This window comes from Caulobacter flavus (assembly GCF_003722335.1).
Taxonomy (GTDB): Bacteria; Pseudomonadota; Alphaproteobacteria; order Caulobacterales; family Caulobacteraceae; genus Caulobacter; species Caulobacter flavus.
On the sequence record NZ_CP026100.1, the window covers coordinates 5,439,748 to 5,465,490 of the forward strand.

Consider the following 25,743-nt stretch of genomic DNA (forward strand, 5'->3'; position numbering starts at 1 on the left):
TGTCGGCCGGTCGCCATAAGACCAATCGCTTTTCCAAAACGCGTGACACGGCTTGTCCGAGCCGCCTTTTTTCAGGCATCACCTGCCCATGAGCACGACCCTGCGCCGCGCCGTCCTGCAGGACGCCGAGACCTTGTCCGCCCTGGGGGCGCGCACCTTCACCGAGACCTTCGCGCACCTCTATCCGCCCAAGGACCTGGAGACGTTCCTGGCATACGCCTACGGCCTGGAACGCACGCGCGCCGACCTCGCCGATCCCGACAAGGCCAGCTGGATCCTGGAGCATGACAGGCAGGCGATCGGGTACGCCCTGGCCGGTCCGTGCGACCTGCCCCACCCCGAGGTGAAGGACGGCGACGGCGAGCTGAAGCGAATCTACGTGCTGAAGGATCATCAGGGCGGCGGGCGCGGATCGCTGCTGCTGAACACCGCCCTGGAATGGCTGGAACGGCACGGCCCGCGCCGCCTGTGGATCGGCGTCTGGTCCGAGAACCACGGCGCACAGCGTCTCTATGGCCGCATGGGCTTCGAGAAGGCCGGCGAGTATTTCTTCCCGGTCGGCGAGATCCAGGACCTGGAGTTCATCCTGCGGCGGGGATGAGGACGTCCAAGACTTTACGACCCGACACAACTCGCTTTCCTCGCCCTCGTGGCGAGGCCCCACGCTTCGACCTGCTCAGACCTTTCACGCACGGCCGCCGCTTGAGCAGCCGCGGCCATGGACCCTCGCCACGAGGGCGAGGGAGGCAGTGAAAAGTACTGGAGAGGGCTAATGCCCGGGACGCGGCTCGAACGAGCGCTTCTCGTCCTTCAGCTCGACGCATTCCTTGGCGGGCTTCTGGCCGTGCTGGGCCTTGGGCTCCGACTTGGAGAACGCGAAGTCGGTCGTCGGTTTCTGGTGCTGGAACATCTTGGTCATCATGGCGGCGCCTCCCGTCTGAACATCACTCTCGCACGCCTTGCCGGCGCTTTTCGTTGATCGGCCTCAAGCCGCCTCGCACAGCACGTCCAGCTGCTGCACGTCGACGGCCACGCTGAGTTCGGAAAGACCCGGATCGCCGATCACCGTGCCCGACACCGGCAGGGCCTCGGCCGGCGTGCGGGTGGCGGCCACCCGGATCAGGTCCTCGGACTCGGCCAGGCCGTTGGTCGGATCGAACTCGGTCCAGCCCAGGTCCGGCAGGAACACCTCGCACCAGGCATGGGTCGCGCCCGCGCCGCGAATGCCGCCATGCGACGGACTGTAGACATAGCCCGTGGCGAACATCGCCGCGTAGCCTAGCCGCCGCAGCGCCTCGACCATCAGCCAGGCGAAGTCGCGGCAGGTGCCGGCCCCGCGCGCCACGGTCAGCGCCGGGCTCTGCGTGCCCTCGGCCGAGCGCGCCTGGTACTCGAACTGGTCGTGAATGGTGGCGTTCAGGCGCAGCAGGAAGTCCAGCGCCGGCTCGTCGGGGCGCTCCATCTGCTCGCGCAGCCAGCGCAGCATAACGCGGTCGGCGTCCTCGGTGGCCGGGCGGATGAAAGGATCCAGCACCGCACGGTCCTCGCGGCCGTAGACGATCGGCGACACGGTGTGCGGGTCGTCGACCGCCTGGTCCGTCAGCGGCGCGGGGAAGCGGTCGATGACCAGGCGGCTGGTGATGGTCAGGAAGTCGGCCTCGCCCTCCGGCTGGAAAGTGCAGACGCAGTTGCCGCTGGCGTCGTAGCTCCAGCGCATCGGGCCGGGCAGCGAGGTGGCCAGCGAGGCCTCGACGATGCGGATGGCGTGGCTGTCGCGAGGCCGGATCAGCAGCCTGTGCGGCCCGAACGCCACCGGGCGTTCGTAGCTGTAACGGGTCTCGTGGGTGATGCCGAGCCGAGCCATGGGGCCACCTTAACCCCCAGCCCCGGCGATCGTTCCTCACATGCCGGTGATTCGTGCAGGTGATCGCAAGTAGAGCTCGTGCGCGCTCGTGCAAACCAGATCCTCCCCCCTCCGGGGGAGGTGGCCCAGAGGGGCCGGAGGGGCAAGCGCGGCGGGTACAGCCCCTCAGTCGCTTCGCGACAGCTCCCCCAGAGGGGGAGCATCTAGTTTCAAGCCGCGAAGCCCGCCTCGGCGAAGCCCAGCATCCGCTCCAGCAGCGACACCACGTCGGCCTCGCTGGTCTGGCCTTCCGACAGCACGTTCAGCCGGTCGAACTCGGCGAAGCGGTTGTTGTGCAGCATGCCCAGGGTGAAGTGCAGCCGCCAGTAGACGTCTTCCGGCGACAGGTCGGGGCGGGCCTTCAGGAGGGCGTCGGAGAAACGGCGCAGGTGCGAGACGTCGGTCTTCAGCACCTGGCGGATCTCGTCGGTGCCCTCGCTGCGGGCGCGGATCAGGAACTGCAGCGAGATGCGGCGCTCGTGGTCGGGGGCCAGCCAGCGCAGCGGCGGGGTCAGCAGGGCGGCCAGGATCTCGCGCACGGGCGGCGCGCCCTCGTTGCGGTCGTTGGCCTCGTGCAGCATCCGGGCCCGCTCGCGGTTGAGCTCGGCCGTGCGGCGCTTGAAGATCTCGAACAGCAGGGCGTCCTTGGAGCCGAAGTGATAGTTCACCGACGCCAGATTCACGCCCGCCGCGGCGGTGATGTCGCGCACCGACACGTTCTGGAAGCCGTGCAGCGCGAACAGCCGCTCGGCCGCCGTGAACACCAGGTTCTTGGTGACGGCTTCGGTTTCCTGCGCCTCGACGTCCTGGCCGGCGGCGATCTCGGTGGTCGAACTCAAGACTTCAATCCCCTTTACCCCTAGGGAACCCTTACAAGCGTTCGAATTTGGCGCAAGCGTCAAGATGAGCCGATGTCTGAGGAATTTCGTTCAAGACGCGCCGCGGCCACGCACCCATGCCTGCGACCAGACGGCGTTTGACCGACGACGCGGCGCATCCCACAGTGACGCCGTCAGCACCAAGAGGCGCGATGCCCCGGCACGGCGAGACGATCGGCCAGACCCCGGATTGGCTGCCGCACGAGCGGCCAATGATCCCCGGCTCGCCCTCGACGCCCGACTTCCCCCTGCCCTTCCGCATCGTCCACGCGCTGATCTCGGTCCTGATCGGCGTGACCGGCTCGCTGGGCACGGCGCTGATCTCGGTCAACCTGCCGGCCATCCAGGGCTCGCTGGGCCTGACCCCCACACAGGGGGCCTGGCTGACCACGATCTACGTGATGACCAACATCTCGATGAACCTGCTGCTGGTGAAGTACCGCCAGCAGTTCGGCATCCGCCGGTTCACCCTGGTGTTCCTGAGCCTCTACACGGTGGCGGCGTTCGCCCACCTGTTCCTCGACAACTATCCGATGGCCCTGGTCCTGCGGGCGATCAGCGGCGTCGGCGCCGCGGCGCTCAGCGCGCTGGCCATGTTCTACATGCTGCAGGCCTTCCCGGCCTCGTTCCGCATGGGAGCGCTGGTGCTCGGCGTCGGCGTCTCGCAGCTGGGCGCGCCGCTGGCCCGGGTGATCTCCACCGGCCTGCTCGACGCCGCCTACTGGCATGGGCTCTACGCGCTGGAAGCGTGCCTGGCCGCCGCGTGCCTGGCCGCCGTGCTGCTGTTTCGCCTGCCGCACGGGGTGCGCATCCACGTCTTCGAGAAGACCGACGTCCTGACCTTCGCCCTGCTGGGCGGGGGTCTTGGCCTGGTCGTCGCAGTGCTGGGCCTGGGCCGTATCGTCTGGTGGTTCGAGGCCCCGTGGCTCGGTTGGTGTCTGGCCGCCGCCGTGGTGATGATCGCCATCGCCTCGCTGGTCGAGCATGGCCGGGTCCACCCGTTGATCGACACCCGCTGGGTGGCCACCGGCGCCTTCCTGCGCTTCTGCCTGAACATCGCCCTGGTGCGGCTGATCCTCTCCGAGCAGAGCGTCGGCGCCGCCGGCCTGATGAACGCGCTGGGCCTGGCGGCCGAGCAGCAGCGCTTGCTCTATGGCGTGGTCCTGCTGGCCACCGTCGCCGGCGTCGTGGTCAGCGCCACGACCCTCAACCAGAAGACCCTGGCCCCGCAGTTCCTCGGCTCGATCCTGCTGATCGCCGTCGGCGCCTTCCTCGACGCCCGCGCCACGGTGCTGACCGCGCCGGTGAACCTCTATCTCAGCCAGGCCCTGCTGGCCTTCGCCGCCGCCATGTTCCTGGGACCGGCCTTCATGTTCGGCATCGGCCAGTTGCTGACCCGAGGCCTGGGCTCGATCATCACCTTCTCGGTGATGTTCGGCGTCGCCCAGAACCTGGGCGGCCTCTTCGGCGCCTCGCTGCTGGGCACGCTGCAGACCGTGCGCGCCCAGCACCACGCCGTCTATCTGGCCGAGCACCTTACCGGATCGGATCCCGCCGTCGCCGCCACGCTGCAGGCCTATGGCGGGGCCTACGCCTCGACCCAGGTCGACCCGGCCTTCCGCGCCGCCGACGGCGTGGCCCTGCTGACCCAGCAGTTGACCCAGCAGGCCAACATCCTGGCCTTCAACGACGTCTTCCGGGTGATCGGGATCATCGCCGTCGCCCAGTTCTTCTACGCCGCCCTGCTGTTCGTGCTGCTGGCCGTGCGCATGAAGCGCCAGGCCGCCGCCCCGACACCGCCCCCGACACCATCCAAGCCCGCTTCGGAACCCGCATGACCGACGCCGCCCCGCCGCCCGCCAGCCCGCCTCCGCAGCCCGAGGACCGCGCCGCCGCGGCCGCTCCGCCTCCAGCCCGGCCCAAGCCGCCGGGCGTACGGGCCATCGTGCTGGCCGCTCTCGTCACCCTGGTCGTGGTGCTGCTGATCCTGTTCCTGTGGAAGCTTCCGCCCTTCGCCGGTTCGGTGCAGCGCACCGACAACGCCTATGTGCGCGGCCAGGTGACGGTGATCGCGCCGCAGCTCAGCGGCTACGTCACCAAGGTGCTGGTGCAGGACTTCCAGGCCGTGCGCGCCGGCCAGCCGCTGGTCGAGATCGACCGCCGCATCTATGGCCAGCGCCTCGACCAGGCTCGCGCCACCCTGGCCGCCCGCGAGGCGGACCTGGCCAACTCGACCCAGGCCCAGGCCTCGCGCGAGGCCGCCCTGGCCGCCCGCCACGCCGACATCGGCTCGGCCCAGGCCCAGCTGGAACGCGCCCGCGCCGACATGGCCCGCGTGGCAGACCTGGCCACCGACGGCTCGGTGTCGCTGCGCGAACGCGACCAGGCCCGCGCCGCCCTGCGCGCCGCCGAGGCCCAGGTGATCGCCGCCCGCGCAGGCCGCGACATCGCCCGCCAGGACGTCCGCTCGGTCGGCGTCTCGCGCCAGGGACTGGAGGCCGCCGTGGCCGCCGCCCGCGCCGCCCTGCGGCTGGCCGAGATCGACATGGACAACACCCTGGTCCGGGCCCCCACCGACGGACAGCTGGGCCAGATCGGCGTGCGCCAGGGCCAGTTCGTCACCGCCGGCACGCAGCTGGTCTCGCTGGTGCCCCCGCAGCGCTGGATCATCGCCAACTTCAAGGAGCGGCAGGCCGGCCGAATGCGTCCCGGCCAGCCCGCCAGCGTCACGGTCGACGCCCTGGGCGACCGGCGCTTCCATGGCCGCATCGAGCAGATCTCGCCCGCCACCGGCTCGGAGTTCAGCATCCTGCCGGCCCAGAACGCCACCGGCAACTTCACCAAGATCGCCCAGCGCCTGCCGGTGCGCATCGTGCTCGACGCCGGCCAGCCGGACCTGGTCCGGCTGCGCCCCGGCATGTCGGTCGAGGCGCAGGTCGACCTGGCCAAAGGCCCGCGCGAGGGGGAGCGCCGCTGATGCGCCCGACCCTGTCCGTCCTGGCGACGGCCCTGCTGCTGGGCGCCTGCGCCACGCCGGGACCCAAGACCGCGCCACCGCCGGAAGCCGCCGTGACGCCGCCCTCCGCCTGGCGCGCCGACGCGCCCTCCGGCCAGGACGTCCTCGCCGCCGACTGGTGGAAGACCTTCGGCGATCCGCGCCTCTCCGGCCTCGTGGCTGCCGCCCTGGCGCGCAACGCCGACCTGGGGATCGCCGAGGCGCGAGTGCGCGAGGCCGAGGGGCTGGCCGCCCAGTCCCGCGCGGCGCTCCTGCCGACGCTGAACGCCACGGGCGGGGTGCAGAAGCAGCGCGAGCTGTCGGCCTTCGGTACGGCGGCCGAGCCCCTGGCCGCCCAGGCCCAGCTCCAGGCCGCCTATGAGATCGACCTGTGGGGTCGGCTGCGGGCTGGCGACGCCGCCGCCCGCGCCAGCCTGCAGGCCAGCCGCCACGCCCGCGACGCCGCGCGCCTGTCGGTGGCCGCCGCCACCGCCCGCGCCTATGTCTCCCTGACCTCGCTGGACGCCCAGCTGGCCACCGCCCGCGCCACGCTGGTCTCGCGGCAGGAGGCCACGGACCGCGCTCGTCGCCGCGCGCAACAGGGCCTGACCTCCAATCTGGAACTGCGCCAGGCCGAAGGCGAGCTCGAGGCGGCCGCCCAGCGCGTGCCCGCGCTAGAACTGGCCGTCCGCAGGCAAGAGGCGGGCCTGGCCCTGCTGGTCGGCGAGGACGGCGCCGGGCCGATCGCCCGCGGCGGGCTCGAGGCCCTGGCCGTGCCGCAGCCGGCAGCGCCCCTGCCGTGGGCCCTGCTGGCCCGCCGGCCCGACGTCGCCCAGGCCGAGGCCAGCCTCGCGGCGGCCGACGCCAGCCTTGCGGCGGCGCGAGCGGCCTTCCTGCCCCAGGTGCGGCTGTCGGCCGCCGCCGGCGGCCTGCAGGTCCAGCACCTGGACCCGCTGAGCATCTGGAGCGCGGGCGGCAGCGTGCTGGCCCCGATCTTCGACGGCGGTCGTCTGCGCGGCGCCTCGGACGCCGCCGCCGCCCGCCGCGACCAGGCCGCCTTCGCCTATCGCAAGGCCGCCCAGACGGCTTTCAACGAGGTCGAGAGCGCGCTGGAGGGGCAAGGCCGCCTCACCGAGCAGGAAGACCACGCCCGCCTGCAGCGCGCCGCCGCCGCCCGCACGCTGGATCACGCCCGCAAGCGCTACCAGGCTGGCTACGTCGCCTATCTCGAGGAACTGGACGCCCAACGCGGCCTGCTGGCCACCGAGCTTGCGCTGTCGCAGGTGCGCGAGGCCCGCCTGCTCAACGCCGTGGCGCTGTATCAGGCGCTGGGCGGCGGATGGACAGGGCCTTAGGGGATCTTCCGTCGTCATCCAGGCCAGGGGCCGCGCGCCAGACCCGCGCCCCTGGGACCGAGGCCCGGCCGTTGCTGGCGGCGAGCGCTTGTAGCGACGACCGCGCCTGGTCGCCCGGTTTCGGGCTCTTGCGCCCGTGTGCGTAGCCTCAGGGCATCGTCCGGTCGTCGCACGAAATGGGATGAACTGGGTCGCCGCCTGGCGACCTCAGTCGAGGAACAGCGCCGATTCGGGGCTGATGCGGTCGGTTCCCGGCTCGACGCCCAGCACGTCGGCGGCGAGCACGCGCACGATGAGGCCCAGCACGTCCAGCTTCTCGGCGCCCTCGGCCACGGCATAGGCCGGCAGCAGGTCGGCGAATCCCAGCAGTCCGGCCACGTCCAGCGCGGCGGCCGCCAACTGTTCTTCGGTCGGAACGATTCCCATAGCTCCGTCAGCCATTGCTTCCTCCCCGATCTCGCTCCGCGCCGCGACGCGGGCCCGCTCAAGCGGCGGTGTCGTGAACGCCACCGTACGCCCGTTCCACGGGACTTGGCTATGGTCCGTGCAAGTGCGCGACGATCCGTCCCAGAGCGCCGGCCGCCGCGCCCGAAAACCCTCCCACGCGCCCTTGCGTCCGGCCATGTGGCGGTTCGCCGCCGCGACCGTTCGGCGCGGCCGGACAGCTTGGCCAGGCCTGGAAACGAAAAAGGCCCGGCGTCGCCGCCGGGCCTCTTCATCGTCTCGTGGTACCACCTCTCGGGCTCGAACCGAGGACCTCTAGATCCACAATCTAGCGCTCTAACCAACTGAGCTAAGGCGGCTCCGCGAGAGGCGTGTTCTTAGTCGGACCCGCCTTCCGGATCAAGCGGCGAAAAGGCCCCTCGGACAGAAAATTGCACGCCTCGAACGGGCCTTCATCCCGCCCCGCGCTCGCCCTGCCAGGCGCGCAAAGAAAAACGCCCCGGAACCGAAGTTCCGAGGCGTCTTCTTGGGATCGTCCCAGGCCGGTCGCTATTGCGGGACCTGGAAGGTGATCGGCACCGTGATCTCGCCGCCGTCCACCGGAGCCCCGTCGAGGGTCTTCGGCTTCATGCGGAAGAGGCGCGACAGCTTCAGGGCCGCGTCGCCGAAACCGTAGTCGGCCGGAGATTCCGACACGACCGAGCAGTTCTCGAGCGAACCCTTGGCGTTCACCGTGCAACGGATCGTCGCACGACCACCGACTTCCATCCGCTGCGCACGGTCCGGATAGTACCGGGCCATGTCGTCCGCGTTCGGCTTACGCGCCCAGTCGGGACGCGTCACGACCGAAGCGCGAGCCGGCGGAGCCGTCACCGGCGCCGGCGGAGCCGACGAGATGATCGGCGGCGCCGTCTGCTCGACCCGCTCCTTGACGGGCGGGATCGGGAGCGGCGGCGGCGGCGTCACGTCCGGCGGCGGCGCGATCGGCGGCCTCGGCTGCACCACCGCGGGAGGCGGGGGCGGAGCGTTGGTCGGCGGCGGCGGCGGCGGCGGCGGAGGCGGCGGCGGAGGCGGCGGAGGCGGAGGCAGCTCCACATCCACGGCTTCGTCGCTGTACTCCTTCAGCACTGCTTCGAACTTCTGCTTCGCGAGGTACGCGAAGAGGAGGCCGTGCAGACCGATCACGATGATGGTCGCGACACCGAAGGTGCCGATACCCTTCTTCCGGCGCGGGCCTTCCGAAGTCAGCGGATCGTAGTGGCGATGCTCGGGCGTTTGTTGTTCAGCCATGCATCACCCCTCAGCTGTTCTCATCACGGCCCACGAGAGCCACGCTGTAGAACCCATTGTCCTGGAGGGTGTTCATCACCTCCATGAACGAGCCGTAGCGCGTCTTTTCGTCAGCACGGATGAAGATGCGCTCCTTCGAAGGGTCGCGTCTGCCGATGTTCTTCGTCAGGTCCTCACCCATCGTGTCAATCGAAGTGCGATCGTCGCCGATGTACAGCTGACCGTTTGACTTGATGGAGATGTAGACCGGTTTCGGCGGGTTAGGCGATGCTTTCGCTACCGCCGGCGGCAGGTTCACTTCGATCGACACGGAGGCCAGCGGGGCCGCCACCATGAAGATGATCAGGAGGACCAGCATGACGTCCACGAAGGGCGTGACGTTGATCTCGCTGTTCTGTTCGACGTTGAACCTGTCGCCGCCGCCGCCCGAAAGTTTGGCGGCCATCGGTCTTACGCCCCCTTGTCGAGCTGACGCGAGATAGCGTTCATCAGTTCAGCAACGAAACCTTCCGAGCGGGTGCCGAAGGCCGAGATGCGGGTTTGGAAGTAGTTGTAGAAGATAACGGCCGGGATAGCGGCGAACAGACCGATACCGGTGGCGAGCAGGGCTTCAGCGATACCCGGCGCGACGACGGCGAGGTTGGTCGTGTTGGTGTTCGCGATGCTGATGAACGAGGTCATGATCCCGTACACGGTGCCGAACAGACCGATGAACGGACCGCCCGAACCCACCGAGGCCAGGAACACCATGCCGCCCGACAGACGCTTGGCGAGCGAGGCTTGCACGGCGTTGATGGCGTAGGTGGCGCGGGCCAGGGTCGAGTCGCGGTGTTCGCCGCCGACTTGCAGACCGGCTTGACGCGACAGTTCGACTTCTTGGGCGGCCGCGGCGGCCATGTCGGCCAGCGGGTTGCCTTCGAATTCTTCCGACGAGCCGATGCGGGCGATGTCCGAGATCGAACGGGCGCCGCGGAAGGCTTCCAGGAACTGGTCGGTCTGCTTGTTCAGGCTGGCGAACTCGAGGAGCTTGGTGATCAGCAGCACCCACGAGAAGATCGAGGCCAGGATCAGGCCGATCATCACGACCTTAACGACGATGCCGGCGGCCAGGAACATGCCGACCGGGGTCAGCGAGTGCGACTTCATCTTTTCGGTGGCGGCTTCACCGGCGTCCTCGGCGGGAGCGGCGTCAGCGGCCGGGGCCGGGGTTTCGGCGGCCGGGGTGGCGGCCGGAGCGGCGGCTTCGGTGGTGGCCGGCGCGGGAGCGGCGGCGTCCTGAGCGAAGGCCGGGGCGCTCGCCATCAGCGCCATGGCGCCGACGAGAGCGATGAGGGGGGTCTTCCGTTTAATGTCGAGCATCTGTCGCCAGTTCCTGATTGGTCTAGCACGTTTGGACCGAGGGTCGTCGCGCGAGAGCGTCTCCACCCTAACTTGAAAAGCCCGCTTTCCCGCCCGATCTCTCGGACGTTGGGCGAACCCGCTTCGCTGCGCTCGACCCGTTACGCCCGTCCCGGAAGGCTCATGCCCGCCGTGAAGGATCGTTTCGAAGCGCGAGTGACCGGAGCTCCTCTCGAAGCCCAGGCCTTACCGCAATGTTAGAATTGCGGCATGGGTCCTTTGGCAACCCCTTTTCGCACCGTCAAGGGGGCCGCTTGGGCATAAATTTACGACAGTCACCCCCGATGAACGCCCTTTGCTGCATTGCACAAATGGCAAATCAGGATTTCGGAGCGGTTTTTCCCTACCAAAGGGAATATTGGCGCCGCAGCGCAGCATAACGACAAAACAGCGATCTTCCGCCGAGTGCGCGCGAGGTGGTCAGATGTCCCTCAAACGAGGCGCCGCAGAATCTCTGTGACCGCTCGCAATTGTCCTCACGGACAAGAATCCGTCGCCCGGCCGACTTAAGCTGGAGGCGCGGAGATACGCCTCAACGCCAGCATGACGCGAACCCACGTCGACCCACGCGTCGGGCTTCGATGCTGAGGAAGAAGAAAACGGTGGTGGTGCCTGGGGCCGGAATCGAACCAGCGACACGCGGATTTTCAATCCGCTGCTCTACCAACTGAGCTACCCAGGCCCATCGGGCCGTGAAGCGGTGAAGGCCGCTTCTGGCCTCGCCCGGCGGCGAGGAGGGGGTCTATAGGAGAGCCCGCAGGGCTTGTCCAGCGCCCTTTTCGACTAATTGTCGAAGTCTGTGGATGGAGGGTTTTCCTCGTCGTCCTGGCCGCCAGGCACGACGTAGCGATCCGACAGCCAGCGCTGCAGGTCCACATCCGCGCAGCGCTTGGAGCAGAACGGGCGCGAGGCTTCCTGGGCGGGCTTGCCGCAGATGGGACAGGCGCTGCTCATGCCGCGGACACCTCGATACGGTCGTTGCTCCAGCCAGGCTCGGCGGAAACGGTGAAACGGCAGCCCAGGCGCTCGGCCAGGCCCGCGTCGAGCTCGGCGAAGGCTTCCAGCACGGCCGGCGCGCAGCGGGCGGCCAGGCGACCGCCAGGATCGGCGCGCCCTTCCCGCTCCAGCGCCCGCGCCAGGCGGCGGGCGGCGTAGGAAGCCGTCCAGCCGCCCCGTGCGTCGACCAGGCGCTCCATCACCGGCCGGGCGCGACGCGGCAGCGCCATCTCCAGCGCCCCGAACTTGCTGATCGCCCCGATGGCCACGCCGGGATTGTCGGGCGCGAAGGCGTTGCGGGCGGCCACGGTCAGGGCCTGGCCGTCGTGGCCGCGCCCCACCAGGTCGAACACCACCAGCCCGCCCAGGCCCTTAAGGCGCAACACGCGGGCCGAGACGGCGATCGCGGCCATGTTGGCCTGACGCGCGGCGCGCTTGGCGTCGCCCTCGCGGCCGCCCAGGTCGACGTCGACCGAGGTCAGGGCGCGGGTCGTCTCGATGGCGACGTCGCCGCCGCCCGGCAGGGCGAAGACGGTCTCCAGAATGTCGGCCTCGGCCGCTTCCACCGCCTCCAGGGCGCGCTCGCCGGTCGTCGGCGAGCCGGCCTTCACGAAGTGGCGAAGCTGCTCCTCGAGCGTCGGCGCGGCGGCCAGCACGCGCGGCTCCCCCTCCCCTTCGGCGACGAAGCGCGCCACGGCGGCCTTGTCGGCGCGCGAGGCGGTGCGGATCTCGATCTCGACCAGGCCGCCCTGCACCAGCTTGGGCATGTCGGGCTTGATCGGCAGCAGCACGTCGGCGCCGCCCGGCAGGGCCACGAAGGCGGCCCCGAAGGCGCGCTCGATGGATTTCACCCGGGCCACGCCGCACACGCCCTCGGCGTCCAGCGGATCGTCGCCCGGCCACTGCACGATCAGGCGCTCGGGCCGGCCGTCCAGGGTCACGACGCCGACGGTTTCGCCGACGCCCTTGTAGAGGTATGCGCGACGCTCGCTCATGCAACGGCCTCGCGGCGGAGCCAGCCCTTGCCTTCGAGCATGCAGAGGGTCTCGTACAGCGGCAGGCCGACCACGCTGGGATACGAGCCCTGCAGGTCGACGATGAAGCCGCCCGCCACGCCCTGCACGCCGTAGCCGCCGGCCTTGCCGCGCCACTGACCGCTGGCGATGTAGGATTCGAATTCGCTGTCGGACAGGCGCTTGAACACCACCCGGGTCTCGACGACGCGCGAGCTCAGCGTCCCGTCCGGACCGATCAGCGCCACGCCGGTCAGCACCTTGTGGGCGCGGCCGGTCAGCAGGTTCAGGCAGTGGCGGACGTCGGCCTCGGTCTCGGCCTTGGGCAGGATGCGGCGGCCCACGGCCACCACGGTGTCGGCGGCCAGCACGAAGTCGCCCGGCGAACGCGCGGCGACGGCGCGCGCCTTCTCCTGCGCCAGGCGCAGGGCGTGGCGGCGCGGGGTCTCGTCGCGCAGGGGCGACTCGTCGATGTCGGCGGGATCGACCCGGTCGGGGGTTACGCCGACCTGGGCCAACAGGTCCAAGCGCCTGGGGCTCGCACTGGCCAGGACCAGCGAAGGCTGGGCGACCGTCATGTGCGCGCCCGGCTTACTTGAAGCGGTAGGTGATACGGCCCTTGGTCAGGTCGTAGGGCGTCATTTCCACGAGCACCTTGTCGCCGGCCAGCACGCGGATGCGGTTCTTGCGCATCTTGCCGGCGGTGTGGGCGATGATCTCGTGATCGTTCTCGAGCTTCACGCGGAAGGTGGCGTTGGGCAGCAGTTCGCTGACCGTGCCGGGAAACTCGAGCAGTTCTTCCTTAGCCATCAGGCCTCTCAACAGGGGTTCAATAGCAACGCGGCCCGCGCGACCCGAAAACGAGTCGTGACGCGAGCCGCGGCTGCGAGGCGGGGCTTATAGCGCATTCACCCCCCAAACGTCGATGGTGTCCCGAAACGCGCTCGAATCGCGGCCGAAAGCGTGTCCCTCACCTCGCGATAGGCGGCCATCATGGCGTCGCGCGAGCCGTCGTTGACCAGGGTCGGATCGTGGGTCGGCCAATACTCGATCTCGACCGCGCGATCGCGCGACAGTTCAACGGCCCGGTGCTGGGCCTCGGGCGTAAGCGAGACGACCACGTCGAAGCTGTCGTCCTCCAGCTCGTCGAAGGTCTTGGGCTGGTGGGCCGCCACGTCGACGCCCATCTCGTCCATCACCGCCACCACGAAGGGATCGATCCCCTCCCCGGCCGGATCCGGCTTCAGGCCGCAGGAATCGACATAGGCGCGGGTGCCGTAGAAGCGCTTGAACAGCGCCTCGGCCATCGGCGAGCGCACGCGGTTGTAGTTGCAGGTGAACAGCACCGCATCGGGCAGATCGGCCACGATCAGCCCCGCCAGTGCAGCGCGCAGATCAGGGTGAAGAGGCGCCGGGCCGTGTCGAGATCGGTCTTGACCTTGCCGTCCAGACGTTCGCGCAGCAGGGCCGAGCCCTCGTTGTGCAGACCGCGCCGGCCCATGTCCAAGGCCTCGATCTGCTGCGGCGTCGAGTTGCGGATCGCCTGGTAGTAGCTGTCGCAGATCATGAAGTAGTCACGGATCACGCCGCGAAACGGCGACAGCGACAGCAGGTGGCGCTTCTCGTAGCCGCCGCCGCTGATGTCGAGCGCCAGGCGGTTCTCGATCAGCGACAGCTTGAGGTCATACGGCCCTCCGGCCGCCTCGGCCGGCTCGAAGTAGTTGCCGTCCAGCAGGTCGAAGATCGCCACCTGGCGCTCCTGCTCCTGGTCGCGCGAGGCCGCGGCCAGCGAATCCTCGTCGATGGCGATCGTCTTCAGGAAGTGCTTGGGCGCGTCTGACATCTTGCGGCGAGATTTGCCCGTCAGCCCTTCGAAGGCAACCTAATGGATGCGGAGAGAGCGTGGGCCGGCAGGCCCTCGGCTTGCGCCAGCGCCGCGGTGTGCGGACCCAGGATCCCGAACGAGGCCGCATCGCACTTCACGATCGAGGTGCGCTTGATGAAGTCGTAGATCGACAGGCCCGACTGGAAGCGCGCCGCGCGGCTGGTGGGCAGCACGTGGTTGGAGCCGGCCACGTAGTCGCCGATGGCTTCCGGCGTCAGGCGGCCCAGGAAGATCGCGCCGGCATGGCGCACCCGGTCCGACAAGGTTTCGGGGTTCTCCGTAGCGAACTCGACGTGCTCCGGAGCGATGGCGTCCACAAGGGCCGGGCTCTCGTCCAGCGGCGCGATGATCACCGCGCCGTGGTCGCGCCACGAGGCGGCGGCGTCCTCGCCGGTCGACAGGGTCTTCAGGCGCGCGGCCACGGCGGCCTCTACGGCGGCGGCGAAGGCCTCGTCGTCGGTGATCAGGATCGACTGGGCGGCCGGGTCGTGCTCGGCCTGGCTCAAGAGGTCGGCGGCGATCCAGTCGGGGTTGTTGTCCTTGTCGGCGACTACGACGATCTCCGACGGACCGGCCAGGGCGTCGATGCCCACCACGCCGTACAGGCGGCGCTTGGCGGCGGTGACATAGGCGTTGCCCGGGCCGACGATCTTGTCCACCGGCTGGATGGGTCCCGCCCCATAGGCCAGGGCGGCGACGGCCTGGGCCCCGCCGATGCGCCAGATCTCGGTGACGCCGGCCTCCTTGGCCGCGGCCAGCACGGCCGGCTGCAGCTTGCCCGGCGGGGTGACCATGGCGATGCGGTCGACGCCCGCCACCTGGGCCGGCACGGCGTTCATCAGCACGGTCGAGGGATAGGCCGCGCGGCCGCCGGGCACGTAGACGCCCACGGCCTCCAGCGGCGTCCAGCGCCAGCCGAGCTCCACCCCGGCCTCGTCGGTCCAGGCCTGGTCGGCCGGACGCTGGCGGGCGTGATAGACGCGGATACGCTCGGCGGCGAAGGCGATGGCCTCGCGGACCTCGGCCGAACACTCGGCCGCGCCGGCCTCGATCTCGTCGGCGGTGACGCGCACGGTCTCTTGCGTCAGGTCCACCTTGTCGAAGCGGCGGGTGTAGTCGAGCACGGCGTCCAGGCCGCCATGCTTCACCGCTTCCAGAACGTCGCGCGCGGCGGCGTCGACGTCGGCCGGCGAACCGCGGCGCTCGTCGAGGAAGGCCTTGAAGGCCCGGGCGAAGTCGGGGCTGGAGAAGTCGAACCTGCGCATGGGGCCTAGATGCGCGTTTTTACGGCGGGAGCAAGGGAGAAATCCCCTGCCCGCCCGCAGCCGCGCTGTCGCCGCAGCGCGCCCTTGGTTCTCGACGCCCACGAGGCTAAACCCACGCTTGAGTTTGCGTACGGGGGAGCGTCGCGTGATCATCGGCATCGATCTGGGAACCACCAACAGCGCCGTGGGCGTCTGGCGGGAGGGCAAGGTCGAGCTCGTGCCCAACAGCCTGGGCGCGACGCTCACGCCCTCGGCGGTGGGGCTCGACGACGACGGCGCCCTGCTGGTCGGCCTGGCGGCGCGCGAGCGGCGCTCGACCCACCCGCACCTGACCGCCACGACCTTCAAGCGCTACATGGGCACGACCCGCGCCACGAAGCTGGGCGACAAGTCCTACAGCCCCGAGGAGCTGTCGGCGCTGGTGCTGGCGCGCCTGAAGGCCGACGCCGAGGCCTATCTGGGCGAGCCGGTGCGCGAAGCCGTCATCACCGTGCCGGCCTATTTCAACGACAAGCAGCGCAAGGCCACCCGCCGCGCCGGCGAACTGGCCGGCCTGAAGGTCGAGCGCCTGCTCAACGAGCCCACCGCCGCCGCCCTCGCCTACGGCATCCACGAACTGGCCGACGAATCCCGCTTCCTGGTCTTCGACCTCGGCGGCGGCACCTTCGACGTTTCGGTGCTGGAGATCTTCGAGGGCGTCATCGAGGTTCGCGCCTCCACCGGCGACAACCGCCTGGGCGGCGAGGACTTCAACAAGGTGCTGGTCGACCGTATGCGGGCCGAGCATCGCGAGGCGCTGTCGGCCGACGCTCCGAGCGAAGCCCTGGCCACCCGCCTGGAAGCGGCCGCCGAAAAGGCCCGTCGGGCCTTGACCGTCGGCGACCGGGCCGAGATGGCCGTGACCTGGAAGGACCAGACCTACACGCTGGACGTCACGGCCGAGGCGTTCGAGGCCGCCGCGGCGCCCTTGCTGGCCAAGCTGAAGGAGCCGGTCACCCGGGCCCTGCGCGACGGCGGCCTGCGTCCCGACGACCTCAAGGAGATCATCCTGGTCGGCGGCGCCACCCGCATGCCCGTCGTGCGCCGCACCGTGACGCGGATGTTCGGCCGCTTTCCCTCCACCGCCGTCCATCCCGACGAGGCCGTGGTGATCGGCGCGGCGATCCAGGCGGGCCTTAAGAGCCGCGACGCCGCCCTCAAGGACGTCGTCATGACCGACGTCTGCCCCTATTCGCTGGGCGTCGACGTAGCCGAGCACGGTCCTGGCGGCATGCTGCGCACCGGCATCTTCTCGCCGGTGATCGAGCGCAACACGGTGGTGCCGGCCAGCCGCTCGAAGATCTTCAGCACCATGCAGAACGGCCAGCGCAAGGTGCTGTTCGGCATCTACCAGGGCGAGGCGCGGATGGTGTCCGAGAACGTCCGCCTGGGCGAGGTCGAGATCTCGGTGCCGCCGGCGCGGGCCGGCGAGATCTCGCTGGAATGCCGCTTCAGCTACGACATCAACGGCCTGATCGAGATCGACGTCCTGGTGCCCCAGACCAACGAGCGCCGGCAGCTGGTCATCGTCGACGAGGACGACCGCGACGCCCCGGACCTGGAGGCGCGCCGCGCCGTCCTGGCAGCGCTGAAGGTCAATCCGCGCGACGCCGACGCCAACCGCGCCGCCCTGGCCCGCGCCCAGCGCTGCTACGAGATGTTCCTCGGCGAGGTGCGCGAGCATGTCGGCATGCTGATCTCGCAGTTCGAGGGCGTGCTCGACGGCCAGGATCCCCGCCAGATCGACGCCGCCCGCCAGCAACTGCTGGCCGCCCTGGACGAACTGGAAGGCGAGAGCTTCCTGTGAGCCACGACATCTGGGACGTGCTCGGCATCGCGCCGACCCGGGACCGCGACACGATCCGCCGCGCCTATGCCCGTCGCCTGCGGGCCACCAATCCCGAGGACGACGCCGAGGGCTTCATGCGCCTGCGCGAGGCTCATGACGAGGCGGTCGCGCGGATCGACTGGGACTGGGCGTGGGACGACGAAGACACGCCGGACGCCGCGCCCGGCCAGGACGCGGGCGAGGTTCTCGTGCGCGCCGGGCCGGCGGCGCCGGCCGGGATCGACGCCGCGCCCATGGCCGCGCCCATGGCCGCGCGCTCGGCCGAGACCGAGGAGCTGGAAATCCGGCTCGAGCGCCTGGCGGACCTGCTGCGCCGGGCCGACCATCCGCCGCGGCACGAACTGGAGGCCGCCTTTCAAGCGGTGCTGAACGCCGAAGCCCTGGAGGCGCTCGCCGTGGCCGACTCCATCGAGCAGCGCGTCGCCCATCTGCTGCTGGCCACCGCCCCGCACTCGGATCCGCTGCTCGCCCCGGCCATCGAGGCCTTCCGCTGGCGGGGCGACGACCTGCATTTCGAACCCACGCCCGCCCAGCAGGCGGTGATCCAGCGTGGAGACTTCGTCGAACGCCGCGAGCGCCTGCTTCAGAGCGACGAGCAGGCGCGCAAGGTCATGGCGGTGCTGGAGGGACCTCCCAGCGCCAGGATCCCGCTGTGGCGACGGCTCAATCCCCGGTTCGAGATCGTCATGAAGGCGGTGCTGGAGCGCATCGGCGACGGCGGCGGCGTGCTGATGGCCGGCTTCAACGAGGACACCGTCGCGCTCTGGCGCCGGCGCTACGACCGGCCTCGCCTGACCTCGGGCATGATCTGGCTGACGCTGCTGGCGCCCCTGCTCGCGCCGCTGATCGCCGCCCTCAATGATCTGTCGCCGCCGGCGATACTGGCCGCCTATCTGGTCACGGCCGGCGCGATCCTGGCCGCCCAGCTCTTCTATCTCCACGGCTACCTGCGCCTGAAGACAGCCTGGGAGATCCACCGGTCGTGGCGCGCCAGCCTCCTGGAACGCATCGGCTGGTCGCCGCTCAGCCTGGCCTTGCTGCCGGTCTCGGCGCTGCTGCCCGACTCGCCGTGGAGCGCGGTCGCGGTGGCGGTCGTGGGCGCGCTGCTGCTGGCCTGGACCTTCGCCACCACCGAACCGTCGTCGGACCCGGGGTTTCCGCTGCACCAGCGGCTGCTCAGCCAGGCCGTGCCCTTCGCCTGGATCCTCAGCCTTACGCTGTTCGACGTCGACGTCGTCACCCCGGCGATGGTGGTCGCCCTGGGCGTAGCGGCCGCCATCGACTTCCGCGGCGGGGTCCACACGATCCAGGCCTGGCATCTGGAGATGGGCAAGGTCGCCCGGCTCGCCGGGGCGGCGGCTTTCGTCGCCGCGACGATCGCGGCCGGTCTGGTCGCCTGGCTCATGGCCGGCAAGACCCCGCCGACCTGGGCCCCGGTCTGCGTCGGCGCCGTTCTGGCCCTGGCCATCGCCCACCGGATGCCCGTCGCCGTCCTCGGCGAGCAGCTGGCCAAGACGCGCTACTACGGGATGTTCGTGCTGTTCTGGCTGAGCCGGGGGCTCGACGCCGTCGTCGGCTCCTGGCTGGTCACCAGCACCCTGTGGATGCTGATCGGCATGGCAGTCGGGTTGATCCTGTCGCTGATCGTCGAGGCCCGCGACAGGAACCCCGCCGGCTAGCCCTCGGCCATCCAGTTCGGCTTGCGCTTGCCCAGGAACGCCCGCACGCCCTCCTGGCCCTCGTCGGAGACGCGGCGGCGGGCGATGCGGCGGGCGCTGTCGTCGATCAGGCCGCGGTCGATCTTCTCGAAGGCGAAGTCGTTGACCAGCGCCTTGGCGTCGCCGATCGCGCCGGGCGCGCAGAGGATCACTTCCTCGATCAGCGCGTCCTGGGCGGCGACCAGGCCCTCGACGTCGTCGAAGACCTCGTCGACCAGGCCGTAGCTCCAGGCCGCGTCGGCGTCGAACACCCGGCCGGTGGCGAACAGCAGCTTGGAGGTGCGCGGACCGAGCGCGGCGATCACGTAGGGGCTGATGGTGGCGGGCGTCAGGCCCAGCTTAACCTCGGAGAAGGCGAACTTGGCGTCGGCCGCAGCCAGGGCATGATCGCAGGCGGCCACCAGGCCGGCGCCGCCGCCGAAGGCCGCGCCCTCGACCAGGGCCACGGTCAGGGCCGGGATGTCGTGCAGGGCCTTGAGCATCCGCGCCAGCTCCAGGGCGTCGGCTCGGTTGTCATCCTCGTCCCACTCGGCGGCGGCGGCCATCCATTCCAGGTCGGCGCCGGCGCAGAAGGTGCCGCCCACGCCGCGCAGGAATACGATCCGCACGCCCTCGGCCCCATGCAGGGTCTCGAAGGCCTGGGCGAGCGCGGCGATGGTCTCGCCGTCGAAGGCGTTCTTCTTCTCCGGCCGGTTGATCCACACGGTCACCGCCCCCTCGGGCGTGGAGTCGATATGGACCAGCGGGCTCATGGCGTCGGTGTCCGGCACCTCGACGATCGGGTCGGCGATGGGGTTGGTCATGAGCACGCTCCTTCTAGTCGGAAGTCTAATCGTACGCCCAAAGCAGAGGTTCCGCTTGCACCGTCACATCCTGAAGACGCCGAAGGTCGTCTCGGGAATCGGCGCGTTCAGGCTGGCCGATATGGCCAGGCCCAGCACGTCGCGGGTTTGAGCCGGATCAATGATCCCGTCGTCCCACAGCCGCGAGGTGGCGTGATACGGGTTGCCCTCGTCCTCGTAGCGCTGGCGGATCGGGGCCTTGAAGGCCTCGGCCTCCTCGTCGGTCCAGGTCGCGGCGTCGCGGTGCACGGTGGCCAGCACGCTGGCGGCCTGCTCGCCGCCCATCACCGAGATCCGCGAGTTGGGCCAGGTGAACAGGAAGCGCGGGGAATAGGCCCGGCCGCACATGCCGTAGTTGCCGGCCCCGAAGCTGCCGCCGATCAGCACCGTGAACTTGGGCACTTCCGCGCTCGCCACGGCCGTGACCAGCTTGGCGCCGTCCTTGGCGATGCCGCCGGCCTCGTACTTGCCGCCGACCATGAAGCCCGAGATGTTCTGCAGGAACACCAGCGGGATCTTGCGCTTGCAGGCCAGTTCGATGAAGTGCGCGCCCTTCAGCGCGCTTTCGGAAAACAGCACGCCGTTGTTGGCCAGGATCGCCACCGGCTGGCCCCAGATGCGGGCGAAGCCGCAGACCAGGGTCGTGCCGTAGAGCGCCTTGAACTCGTCGAACTTGCTGCCGTCGACGATGCGGGCGATCACCTCGCGCACGTCGTAGGGCGCGCGCACGTCGGTCGGCACGATGCCGTAAAGCTCCTCGGCGTCGTACAGCGGCGGCTCGGCGTCCTGCACCACCGCCTCGTGACGCTTCTCGGCGTTGAGATTGGCGACGATCGAGCGGACGATCTCCAGCGCGTGCTCGTCATCGTCGGCCACGTGGTCGACCACGCCCGAACGACGGCCGTGGGTGTCGGCCCCGCCCAGTTCCTCGGCGCTGATCACCTCGCCGGTGGCGGCCTTCACCAGCGGCGGACCGGCCAGGAAGATGGTGCCCTGCTCGCGCACGATGACGGTCTCGTCGCTCATGGCCGGCACATAGGCGCCGCCGGCCGTGCACGAGCCCATGACGCAGGCGATCTGGGCGATGCCCCTGGCGCTCATCCGCGCCTGGTTGAAGAAGATGCGGCCGAAGTGGTCGCGGTCGGGGAACACCTCGGCCTGGTGGGGCAGGTTCGCGCCGCCGCTGTCGACCAGATAGACGCACGGCAGGCGGTTCTGCTCGGCGATCTCCTGGGCGCGCAGATGCTTCTTCACCGTCATCGGGAAGTAGGCGCCGCCCTTCACCGTGGCGTCGTTGGCGACGATCATCACCTCGCGGCCCGACACCCGGCCGATGCCGGCGATGATTCCCGCGCCCGGCGCCTCGCCCTTGTAGAGGTCGAAAGCCGCCAGCTGGCCGATCTCCAGGAACGGCGAGCCGGGGTCGAGCAGGCGCTCGACTCGCTCCCGGGGCAGCAGCTTGCCTCGGGCGGCGTGCTTCTGCCGGGCGCTCTCCGAGCCGCCCAGGGCCGCGGTCGCGACCCTTTCGCGCAGTTCCTCCGCCAGGGCCGTGTTGTGGGCAGCGTTTTTCGCGAACGAAGCGCTGTTCTTGTCAATAAGCGTGTTCAGCTTCGGCATAAGCGAGGCATAGCCTTTTCCGTTTCCATTCGAAAGCGGTGATATTTCACCCTCATTGGCAAAGCTCGCCGCATCGGTTTAGCGTCCATCCCGTGGTCACCCTACCCGACTTCATGGCCGACACGGCCCTGGCCCGGCTGTTCGCGCGCGAAGGGCGCGAGGGCGACGCCGCCTGGTTCTCCCTGCCCGGCGGCTCCCTACTGTATGCGCCCGGCGAGGCCTCCGACCACCTCTACTTCCTGCGCACCGGACGCCTCGGGGCCTTCCGTCGCGAGGAGGGCCAGGAGCCGCAGTTCCTGGGCGTGATCCGCCCCGGCGAGCCGGCCGGCGAGATGGCGATGATCGCCGGCGCTCCCCACTCGGCCCACATGGTCGCCCTGCGCGATTCCGAGGTCCTCGCCCTGCCCCGCACGGCCTTCTTCGAGGCGGTCGAGCGCGATCCCGACGTGATGATCGAGCTGTCGCGGCTGATGATCCGCCGGGCCCGCCAGGCCGGCGCCCACGCCTCCATCGGCGACCCTTCCGTCTACGGCTTCATCGCCGCCAGCGAGGGCCCGCCGATACGCCCGGTCGTCGAGCGCATCGCCCGCTGCATCGGTTCGCTGGGCTACGCCGTCACCGTCGAGGGCGGCGAGAGCCTGCTGGCCCCCACCGAGTGGTTCAGCCGCGTCGAGCGCACCCACGACTTCGTGCTGTACGTCGCCGAGATGCACGAGACGGCGTGGAAGCACGTGGTCGGCCGCCAGGTCGACCGGCTGTTCCGCGTCGGTCGCGGCGACCACCGTCCGCCGGGCGAACTGCCGACCTACGCCTCGCGCCCGCTGCAGGCCCAGCGGCTGATCGACCTGATCCTGATCCAGCCGGCCGGCGCCAAGCGCCCGCAAGGCTCGCAGGCCTGGCTGGAAGCCACCGACGCGGCCCGCCTGTTCCATCTGCGCGAGAACGGCCTGGCCGACGTCGAGCGCCTGGCCAGAGTGCTGACCGGCCAGTCGGTGGGCCTGGTGCTCTCGGGCGGCGGCGCGCGGGCCTACGCCCATGTCGGCGCCGTCCAGGCCCTGCGCGAGCGCGGCGTGCCCATCGACTTCGTCGGCGGCGCCTCGATGGGCGCCATCGTCGCCGCCGGTCTGGCCATGGGCTGGGACGACGGCGAGATGGAGACGAGGATCCGCAAGGCCTTCGTGGATTCCAGCCCTCTGGACGACATCGCCTTCCCCCTGATCGCCATGACCCGGGGCGAGAAGGTCAAGGAGCGCCTGCACGAGCACTTCGGCGACATCGACATCGCCGACCTGTGGCTGCCGTTCTTCTGCGTATCGTCGAACCTGACCTCGGGCGCCTACCATCTGCATCGCACCGGGCCGCTGCACCGGGCGCTGCGCGCCTCGATCTCGCTGCCGGGGGTGCTGCCGCCGGTGGCCGACGGCGAGGCGGTGCTGGTCGACGGCGCGGTGATGAAGAACTTCCCCGCCGACGTCATGCGCGCCTTCCAGCTTGGCCCCATCATCGGCGTCGACGTCACCCGCGGCCGCTCGATAACCGCCGCCGACGTCCACCGTCCAGCCTCGCTCTGGCGCTGGCTGCTCTCGGGCGAATGGCGCAAGGGCCCGCCGATCGTCGCCCTGCTGATGCGGGCGGCCACCGTCTCCACCAGCCGCGACTTGGCCGCCAGCCGCGAGGCCAGCGACGTGCTGATCACGCCCAGGCTCGAGGGCGTCGACATCCGCGACTGGAAGGCCTTCGAACCGGCCGTGGCCGCGGGCTTCGAGGCCGCGGCGGTGGCGCTCGACAGTCTGGAGGTCCCGGTGCCCGAGCTTCGGCGTCGCAAGAGCCTGGCGGAGATGGGTTAGGCGCTCTTCTCCCCTATCCCCGTGAGGCGCAAGCGGCGTGCTGAGCACGCCGCCACATCCGCCCATACGGCTGATAGAGGGGCTCCCGCCACAAGGGCGGGAATGACGGGAGTGAATGGAGGGCTAAACCCTCAAACCCGCGCCACCACGAACATCCGCGTGAACGGCAGCAGGGTGATCCCATCCTCCCGGCGCGGATACTCCGCCGCCAGCCGTTCGCGCCAGGCCGCCAGGAACGCGGCGGTCTCGTCGCCGGGCTCCAGCCGCTCCAGGTAAGGCCGCAGGCTCGTGCCCGAGGTCCAGTCGACGATCGGGTCCTCGCCTTCCAGGGCGTGGACATAGGTGGTCACCCAGACGTCGAGGTCGCTGGCCAGCGGCGAGAGCCAGTCGTGATAGGCGCGCGGATCGTGGCCCTGGCGCACGCCGTCCAGGCTCGCCAGCTTGCCCGCCCACGGTCCGCCGGCGGCGACGTCGCGCAGGCTGCGACGCCAGCCGGCGTCCTCGACCTGCGGGATCTGGCAGGCCAGCACGCCGCCGGGGGCAAGGCTGGTCAGCAGGCGCGAGAACAGCGTCTGGTGATCGTCCAGCCACTGCAGCGCCGCGTTGGTGAAGATAAGGTCGGGCGGAACATCGGGCCGCCATGTGTCGATGTCGCCCAGCACCCAGTCGACGTCCGCCCCCTGCCCCCGGGCGCGCTCCAGCATCCGCGGGCTGGAATCCAGGCCGTGGACGGCGGCGCCCGGGTGGCGCGCGGCCAGCAGGGCGGCGTGCTCGCCCAAGCCGCAGCCGAGGTCCCAGATCTCCCTCGGATCCAGGTCGCGCGGGATCTTCAGCATCAGGTCCAGCGCCGGTCGGTCGCGATAGGCGCGATAGCGGGAATAGACGTCCGGATCCCAGGCGGGCATGGCGCGACTCTCTGCGACAATTCGCGCACGACCATGGAGCCCCGCGTCCGTTTTGTCGCATATGAAACCATCGGCCGGCTTCCTATCTTCAATAGGCAAGAGCGACGCACGCCGCGCCGCCCCGCCATTCGAAGGAACCATCGCCGTGACCCGCACCGCCGCCACCGCCGCCTCCCATGCCCAGCGCCCGCGCGCCGTGGCCCTGGCCGCGCGCGTGAACGGCCCCCGCGTGGCGGCCCTGGCCCTGAACCTTGGTCTCTGGACCCTGATCCTCCTGGCCTGGCGCGCCCTCTAGCCAGCCGCCAGGAGCGCGGCCCCGGATCGCGCATCGTCCCCCCTTTGCGCGAACCGGGGCTGCCCCCTACGCCTTTCGCCGAAACCTCGTCGCCCATCGCCCCGCGACATCCCGCCTCTTGCCAACGCCGCGCCCGCACCCAACCTTAGTGGTGCGTCAGGTTGTGACGCGCAGCCGAAAGGAGGTGATCCAGTGTCTCATTTGTCGATCGCGAACGCGCTGGAACGCTCCGTGAAGACCATGGGTCATAGCTGACCTCCAGCGCCTTTAGCGGACAAATGCCGTCCTTCGGCCGCGCGCCCGAGCGCTGGCCGTGAACGGATCGGGAGCCCCGGACGCGTTCCGGGGCTTCTTTCGTTTCGGGAATGGAAAATCTCGGCGCGTCCACGCGCCAGGCTCGCGGCGAAAACGCCGCGGCGTCAGACTCGCCAGGCGTGTTCACGCCCGGCCGAGCCCCCCAAGATATGGAATTCGCCCCGCCCTGCGAGGACGGGACGGTCAGTGCTTTGCGCGCGCCCGCAACCCCTTGCGAGACCCGCTTCCGGTAACGTCGACCACGGCACGCACAAACAACGCCGAGAAACGCGACCACAATCTGTAGTGACTAAAAGACCGCTTTAGACACCGGTATCCTCGTCGCGCCCGAGCCTTCTGCGAAAGCGTCCGACGCGCCGCCGAAGCGACCGGTGGGATGACTGTCCCTCCCTGCTGACTACCCCAGACGGCTGGCGGTTCGGCGGGACGGTAGGGAACGGGGGAAAGGCCCTTGAGCCATGTCCTGTCGCTTCCTCTCGAACCCGATCTTGCCGTCGGCCGGGCGCGCGGACGCGCCGAATGTCGCCACAGTGAGCAGGATGAGCGCCAAAATCAAGCACTAATCCCGATTGTTGCGAAAGCATTCCATGATGTGGGAACAAAGTGCTTTAATTGTCACATGAATGGGGCCAGGGGCTCCCGCGGCGCAATTTTGTCGCCGGACCGTTGACTCGCGGCTTCGGTTTGGAAATGGATGGATACGTTCCGTACGCAGAGACCAAAGGTCCGCGACGGACGACAGACCGCCTAGACCAGTGCCGCGTGTCCGCAACACGCGCACGATCGCAGAAGATCGAGATACGGCCGGCGCAGCGTTTCGCCGCCGCCGTACAGGCGTCAGCTCCTTACCCCAGGCCCGCCGCCAGGACGTCCGCCCGACAGAGCGCACAGCGC

25 protein-coding genes and 2 tRNA genes are annotated in these 25,743 nt (G+C 69.9%); 8 read left to right on the top strand and 19 right to left on the bottom strand.

Annotated features, from left to right (window positions below):
* Window positions 1-88: 88 nt before the first annotated feature.
* A complete protein-coding gene (locus C1707_RS24820) occupies window positions 89-601 on the top strand; it encodes a GNAT family N-acetyltransferase (RefSeq protein WP_101713395.1) in 513 nt (170 codons plus the stop codon).
* 168 nt (window positions 602-769) lie between these two features.
* Here C1707_RS24820 and C1707_RS26375 read toward each other — a convergent pair whose 3' ends face one another.
* The 3 genes from C1707_RS26375 to C1707_RS24830 form a co-directional block, all read right to left on the bottom strand.
* Complete coding sequence (locus C1707_RS26375) at window positions 770-922, bottom strand: hypothetical protein (protein ID WP_164467231.1); 153 nt, start codon at window positions 920-922, stop codon at window positions 770-772.
* Window positions 923-985: 63 nt separating this feature from the next.
* Complete coding sequence (locus tag C1707_RS24825; protein ID WP_101713396.1) at window positions 986-1,864, bottom strand: transglutaminase family protein; 879 nt, start codon at window positions 1,862-1,864, stop codon at window positions 986-988.
* Window positions 1,865-2,073: 209 nt separating this feature from the next.
* Complete coding sequence (locus C1707_RS24830) at window positions 2,074-2,742, bottom strand: TetR/AcrR family transcriptional regulator (RefSeq protein ID WP_101713397.1); 669 nt, start codon at window positions 2,740-2,742, stop codon at window positions 2,074-2,076.
* A 191-nt stretch (window positions 2,743-2,933) separates the two neighbouring features.
* Here C1707_RS24830 and C1707_RS24835 point away from each other — a divergent pair, with 191 nt between their 5' ends.
* The 3 genes from C1707_RS24835 to C1707_RS24845 are packed head-to-tail and all read left to right on the top strand — an operon-like array spanning window position 2,934 to window position 7,131.
* Entirely contained in the window at window positions 2,934-4,619 is a 1,686-nt protein-coding gene (locus C1707_RS24835; protein ID WP_101713398.1) for an MFS transporter, read from the top strand.
* Complete coding sequence (locus C1707_RS24840) at window positions 4,616-5,758, top strand: HlyD family secretion protein (protein WP_101713399.1); 1,143 nt, start codon at window positions 4,616-4,618, stop codon at window positions 5,756-5,758. The genes C1707_RS24835 and C1707_RS24840 overlap by 4 nt, the downstream gene beginning before the upstream one ends.
* Window positions 5,758-7,131 carry an efflux transporter outer membrane subunit gene (locus tag C1707_RS24845; RefSeq protein ID WP_240633819.1) on the top strand — a complete coding sequence of 458 codons (1,374 nt, stop codon included), beginning with the start codon at window positions 5,758-5,760 and terminating at the stop codon, window positions 7,129-7,131. Before C1707_RS24840 ends, C1707_RS24845 begins: the two co-directional genes overlap by 1 nt.
* A 207-nt stretch (window positions 7,132-7,338) precedes the next feature.
* Here C1707_RS24845 and C1707_RS24850 read toward each other — a convergent pair whose 3' ends face one another.
* The 13 genes from C1707_RS24850 to hisD all read right to left on the bottom strand — a co-directional run bounded on the left by C1707_RS24850 (window position 7,339) and on the right by hisD (window position 15,422).
* Entirely contained in the window at window positions 7,339-7,572 is a 234-nt protein-coding gene (locus tag C1707_RS24850) for a hypothetical protein (protein WP_145998386.1), read from the bottom strand.
* Window positions 7,573-7,857: 285 nt separating this feature from the next.
* Window positions 7,858-7,934 (bottom strand) — tRNA-His (locus C1707_RS24855).
* Window positions 7,935-8,124: 190 nt separating this feature from the next.
* Window positions 8,125-8,865 carry an energy transducer TonB gene (locus C1707_RS24860; protein ID WP_101713401.1) on the bottom strand — a complete coding sequence of 247 codons (741 nt, stop codon included), beginning with the start codon at window positions 8,863-8,865 and terminating at the stop codon, window positions 8,125-8,127.
* Window positions 8,866-8,875: 10 nt separating this feature from the next.
* Window positions 8,876-9,310, bottom strand: a complete 435-nt coding sequence (locus tag C1707_RS24865; RefSeq protein WP_058347885.1) for a biopolymer transporter ExbD — start codon at window positions 9,308-9,310, stop codon at window positions 8,876-8,878.
* A gap of 5 nt (window positions 9,311-9,315) precedes the next feature.
* Window positions 9,316-10,224, bottom strand: a complete 909-nt coding sequence (locus C1707_RS24870; RefSeq protein ID WP_058347886.1) for a MotA/TolQ/ExbB proton channel family protein — start codon at window positions 10,222-10,224, stop codon at window positions 9,316-9,318.
* 645 nt (window positions 10,225-10,869) lie between these two features.
* Window positions 10,870-10,945, bottom strand: a tRNA-Phe gene (locus tag C1707_RS24875).
* A 101-nt stretch (window positions 10,946-11,046) separates the two neighbouring features.
* Window positions 11,047-11,217, bottom strand: a complete 171-nt coding sequence (yacG, locus tag C1707_RS24880) for a DNA gyrase inhibitor YacG (protein ID WP_101713402.1) — start codon at window positions 11,215-11,217, stop codon at window positions 11,047-11,049.
* Window positions 11,214-12,254, bottom strand: coding sequence for a ribonuclease E/G (locus tag C1707_RS24885; protein WP_101713403.1), 1,041 nt, complete (start codon window positions 12,252-12,254; stop codon window positions 11,214-11,216). The genes yacG and C1707_RS24885 overlap by 4 nt, the downstream gene beginning before the upstream one ends.
* A complete protein-coding gene (locus tag C1707_RS24890; protein ID WP_101713404.1) occupies window positions 12,251-12,850 on the bottom strand; it encodes a Maf family nucleotide pyrophosphatase in 600 nt (199 codons plus the stop codon). Before C1707_RS24890 ends, C1707_RS24885 begins: the two co-directional genes overlap by 4 nt.
* Window positions 12,851-12,863: 13 nt before the next feature.
* Window positions 12,864-13,082 (bottom strand): translation initiation factor IF-1, encoded by a 219-nt coding sequence (gene infA, locus C1707_RS24895; RefSeq protein WP_004617696.1) that lies wholly within the window; start codon window positions 13,080-13,082, stop codon window positions 12,864-12,866.
* A 98-nt stretch (window positions 13,083-13,180) separates the two neighbouring features.
* On the bottom strand, window positions 13,181-13,642 hold the full coding sequence (locus C1707_RS24900; protein ID WP_101713405.1) for an arsenate-mycothiol transferase ArsC: 462 nt from the start codon (window positions 13,640-13,642) through the stop codon (window positions 13,181-13,183).
* A complete protein-coding gene (locus C1707_RS24905; protein WP_101713406.1) occupies window positions 13,642-14,115 on the bottom strand; it encodes a UPF0262 family protein in 474 nt (157 codons plus the stop codon). Before C1707_RS24905 ends, C1707_RS24900 begins: the two co-directional genes overlap by 1 nt.
* Before the next feature lie 20 nt (window positions 14,116-14,135).
* Complete coding sequence (gene hisD, locus C1707_RS24910; protein WP_101713407.1) at window positions 14,136-15,422, bottom strand: histidinol dehydrogenase; 1,287 nt, start codon at window positions 15,420-15,422, stop codon at window positions 14,136-14,138.
* Between the two features lie 145 nt (window positions 15,423-15,567).
* On the opposite strand from hisD, the gene C1707_RS24915 reads away from it, so the two are divergent.
* The gene (locus C1707_RS24915; protein WP_101713408.1) at window positions 15,568-17,268 is read left to right on the top strand and encodes a molecular chaperone HscC; all 1,701 of its coding nucleotides are present in this window, start codon (window positions 15,568-15,570) and stop codon (window positions 17,266-17,268) included.
* The gene (locus C1707_RS24920; protein ID WP_101713409.1) at window positions 17,265-18,989 is read left to right on the top strand and encodes a hypothetical protein; all 1,725 of its coding nucleotides are present in this window, start codon (window positions 17,265-17,267) and stop codon (window positions 18,987-18,989) included. Before C1707_RS24915 ends, C1707_RS24920 begins: the two co-directional genes overlap by 4 nt.
* On the opposite strand, the gene C1707_RS24925 is transcribed toward C1707_RS24920, so the two are convergent.
* Both C1707_RS24925 and C1707_RS24930 read right to left on the bottom strand, forming a co-directional pair.
* Window positions 18,986-19,831 (bottom strand): enoyl-CoA hydratase-related protein, encoded by an 846-nt coding sequence (locus tag C1707_RS24925; RefSeq protein WP_101713410.1) that lies wholly within the window; start codon window positions 19,829-19,831, stop codon window positions 18,986-18,988. The two genes, C1707_RS24920 and C1707_RS24925, sit on opposite strands and share 4 nt — an antisense overlap.
* Before the next feature lie 63 nt (window positions 19,832-19,894).
* A complete protein-coding gene (locus tag C1707_RS24930; RefSeq protein ID WP_101713411.1) occupies window positions 19,895-21,487 on the bottom strand; it encodes a carboxyl transferase domain-containing protein in 1,593 nt (530 codons plus the stop codon).
* 113 nt (window positions 21,488-21,600) lie between these two features.
* Here C1707_RS24930 and C1707_RS24935 point away from each other — a divergent pair, with 113 nt between their 5' ends.
* On the top strand, window positions 21,601-23,334 hold the full coding sequence (locus C1707_RS24935) for a patatin-like phospholipase family protein (RefSeq protein ID WP_164467500.1): 1,734 nt from the start codon (window positions 21,601-21,603) through the stop codon (window positions 23,332-23,334).
* A 131-nt stretch (window positions 23,335-23,465) separates the two neighbouring features.
* Here C1707_RS24935 and C1707_RS24940 read toward each other — a convergent pair whose 3' ends face one another.
* A complete protein-coding gene (locus C1707_RS24940) occupies window positions 23,466-24,239 on the bottom strand; it encodes a methyltransferase domain-containing protein (protein WP_101713413.1) in 774 nt (257 codons plus the stop codon).
* Between the two features lie 145 nt (window positions 24,240-24,384).
* Here C1707_RS24940 and C1707_RS26380 point away from each other — a divergent pair, with 145 nt between their 5' ends.
* Window positions 24,385-24,534: a hypothetical protein gene (locus C1707_RS26380; protein WP_164467458.1), complete on the top strand. Its 150-nt coding sequence runs from the start codon at window positions 24,385-24,387 to the stop codon at window positions 24,532-24,534.
* Window positions 24,535-25,743 lie beyond the last annotated feature (1,209 nt).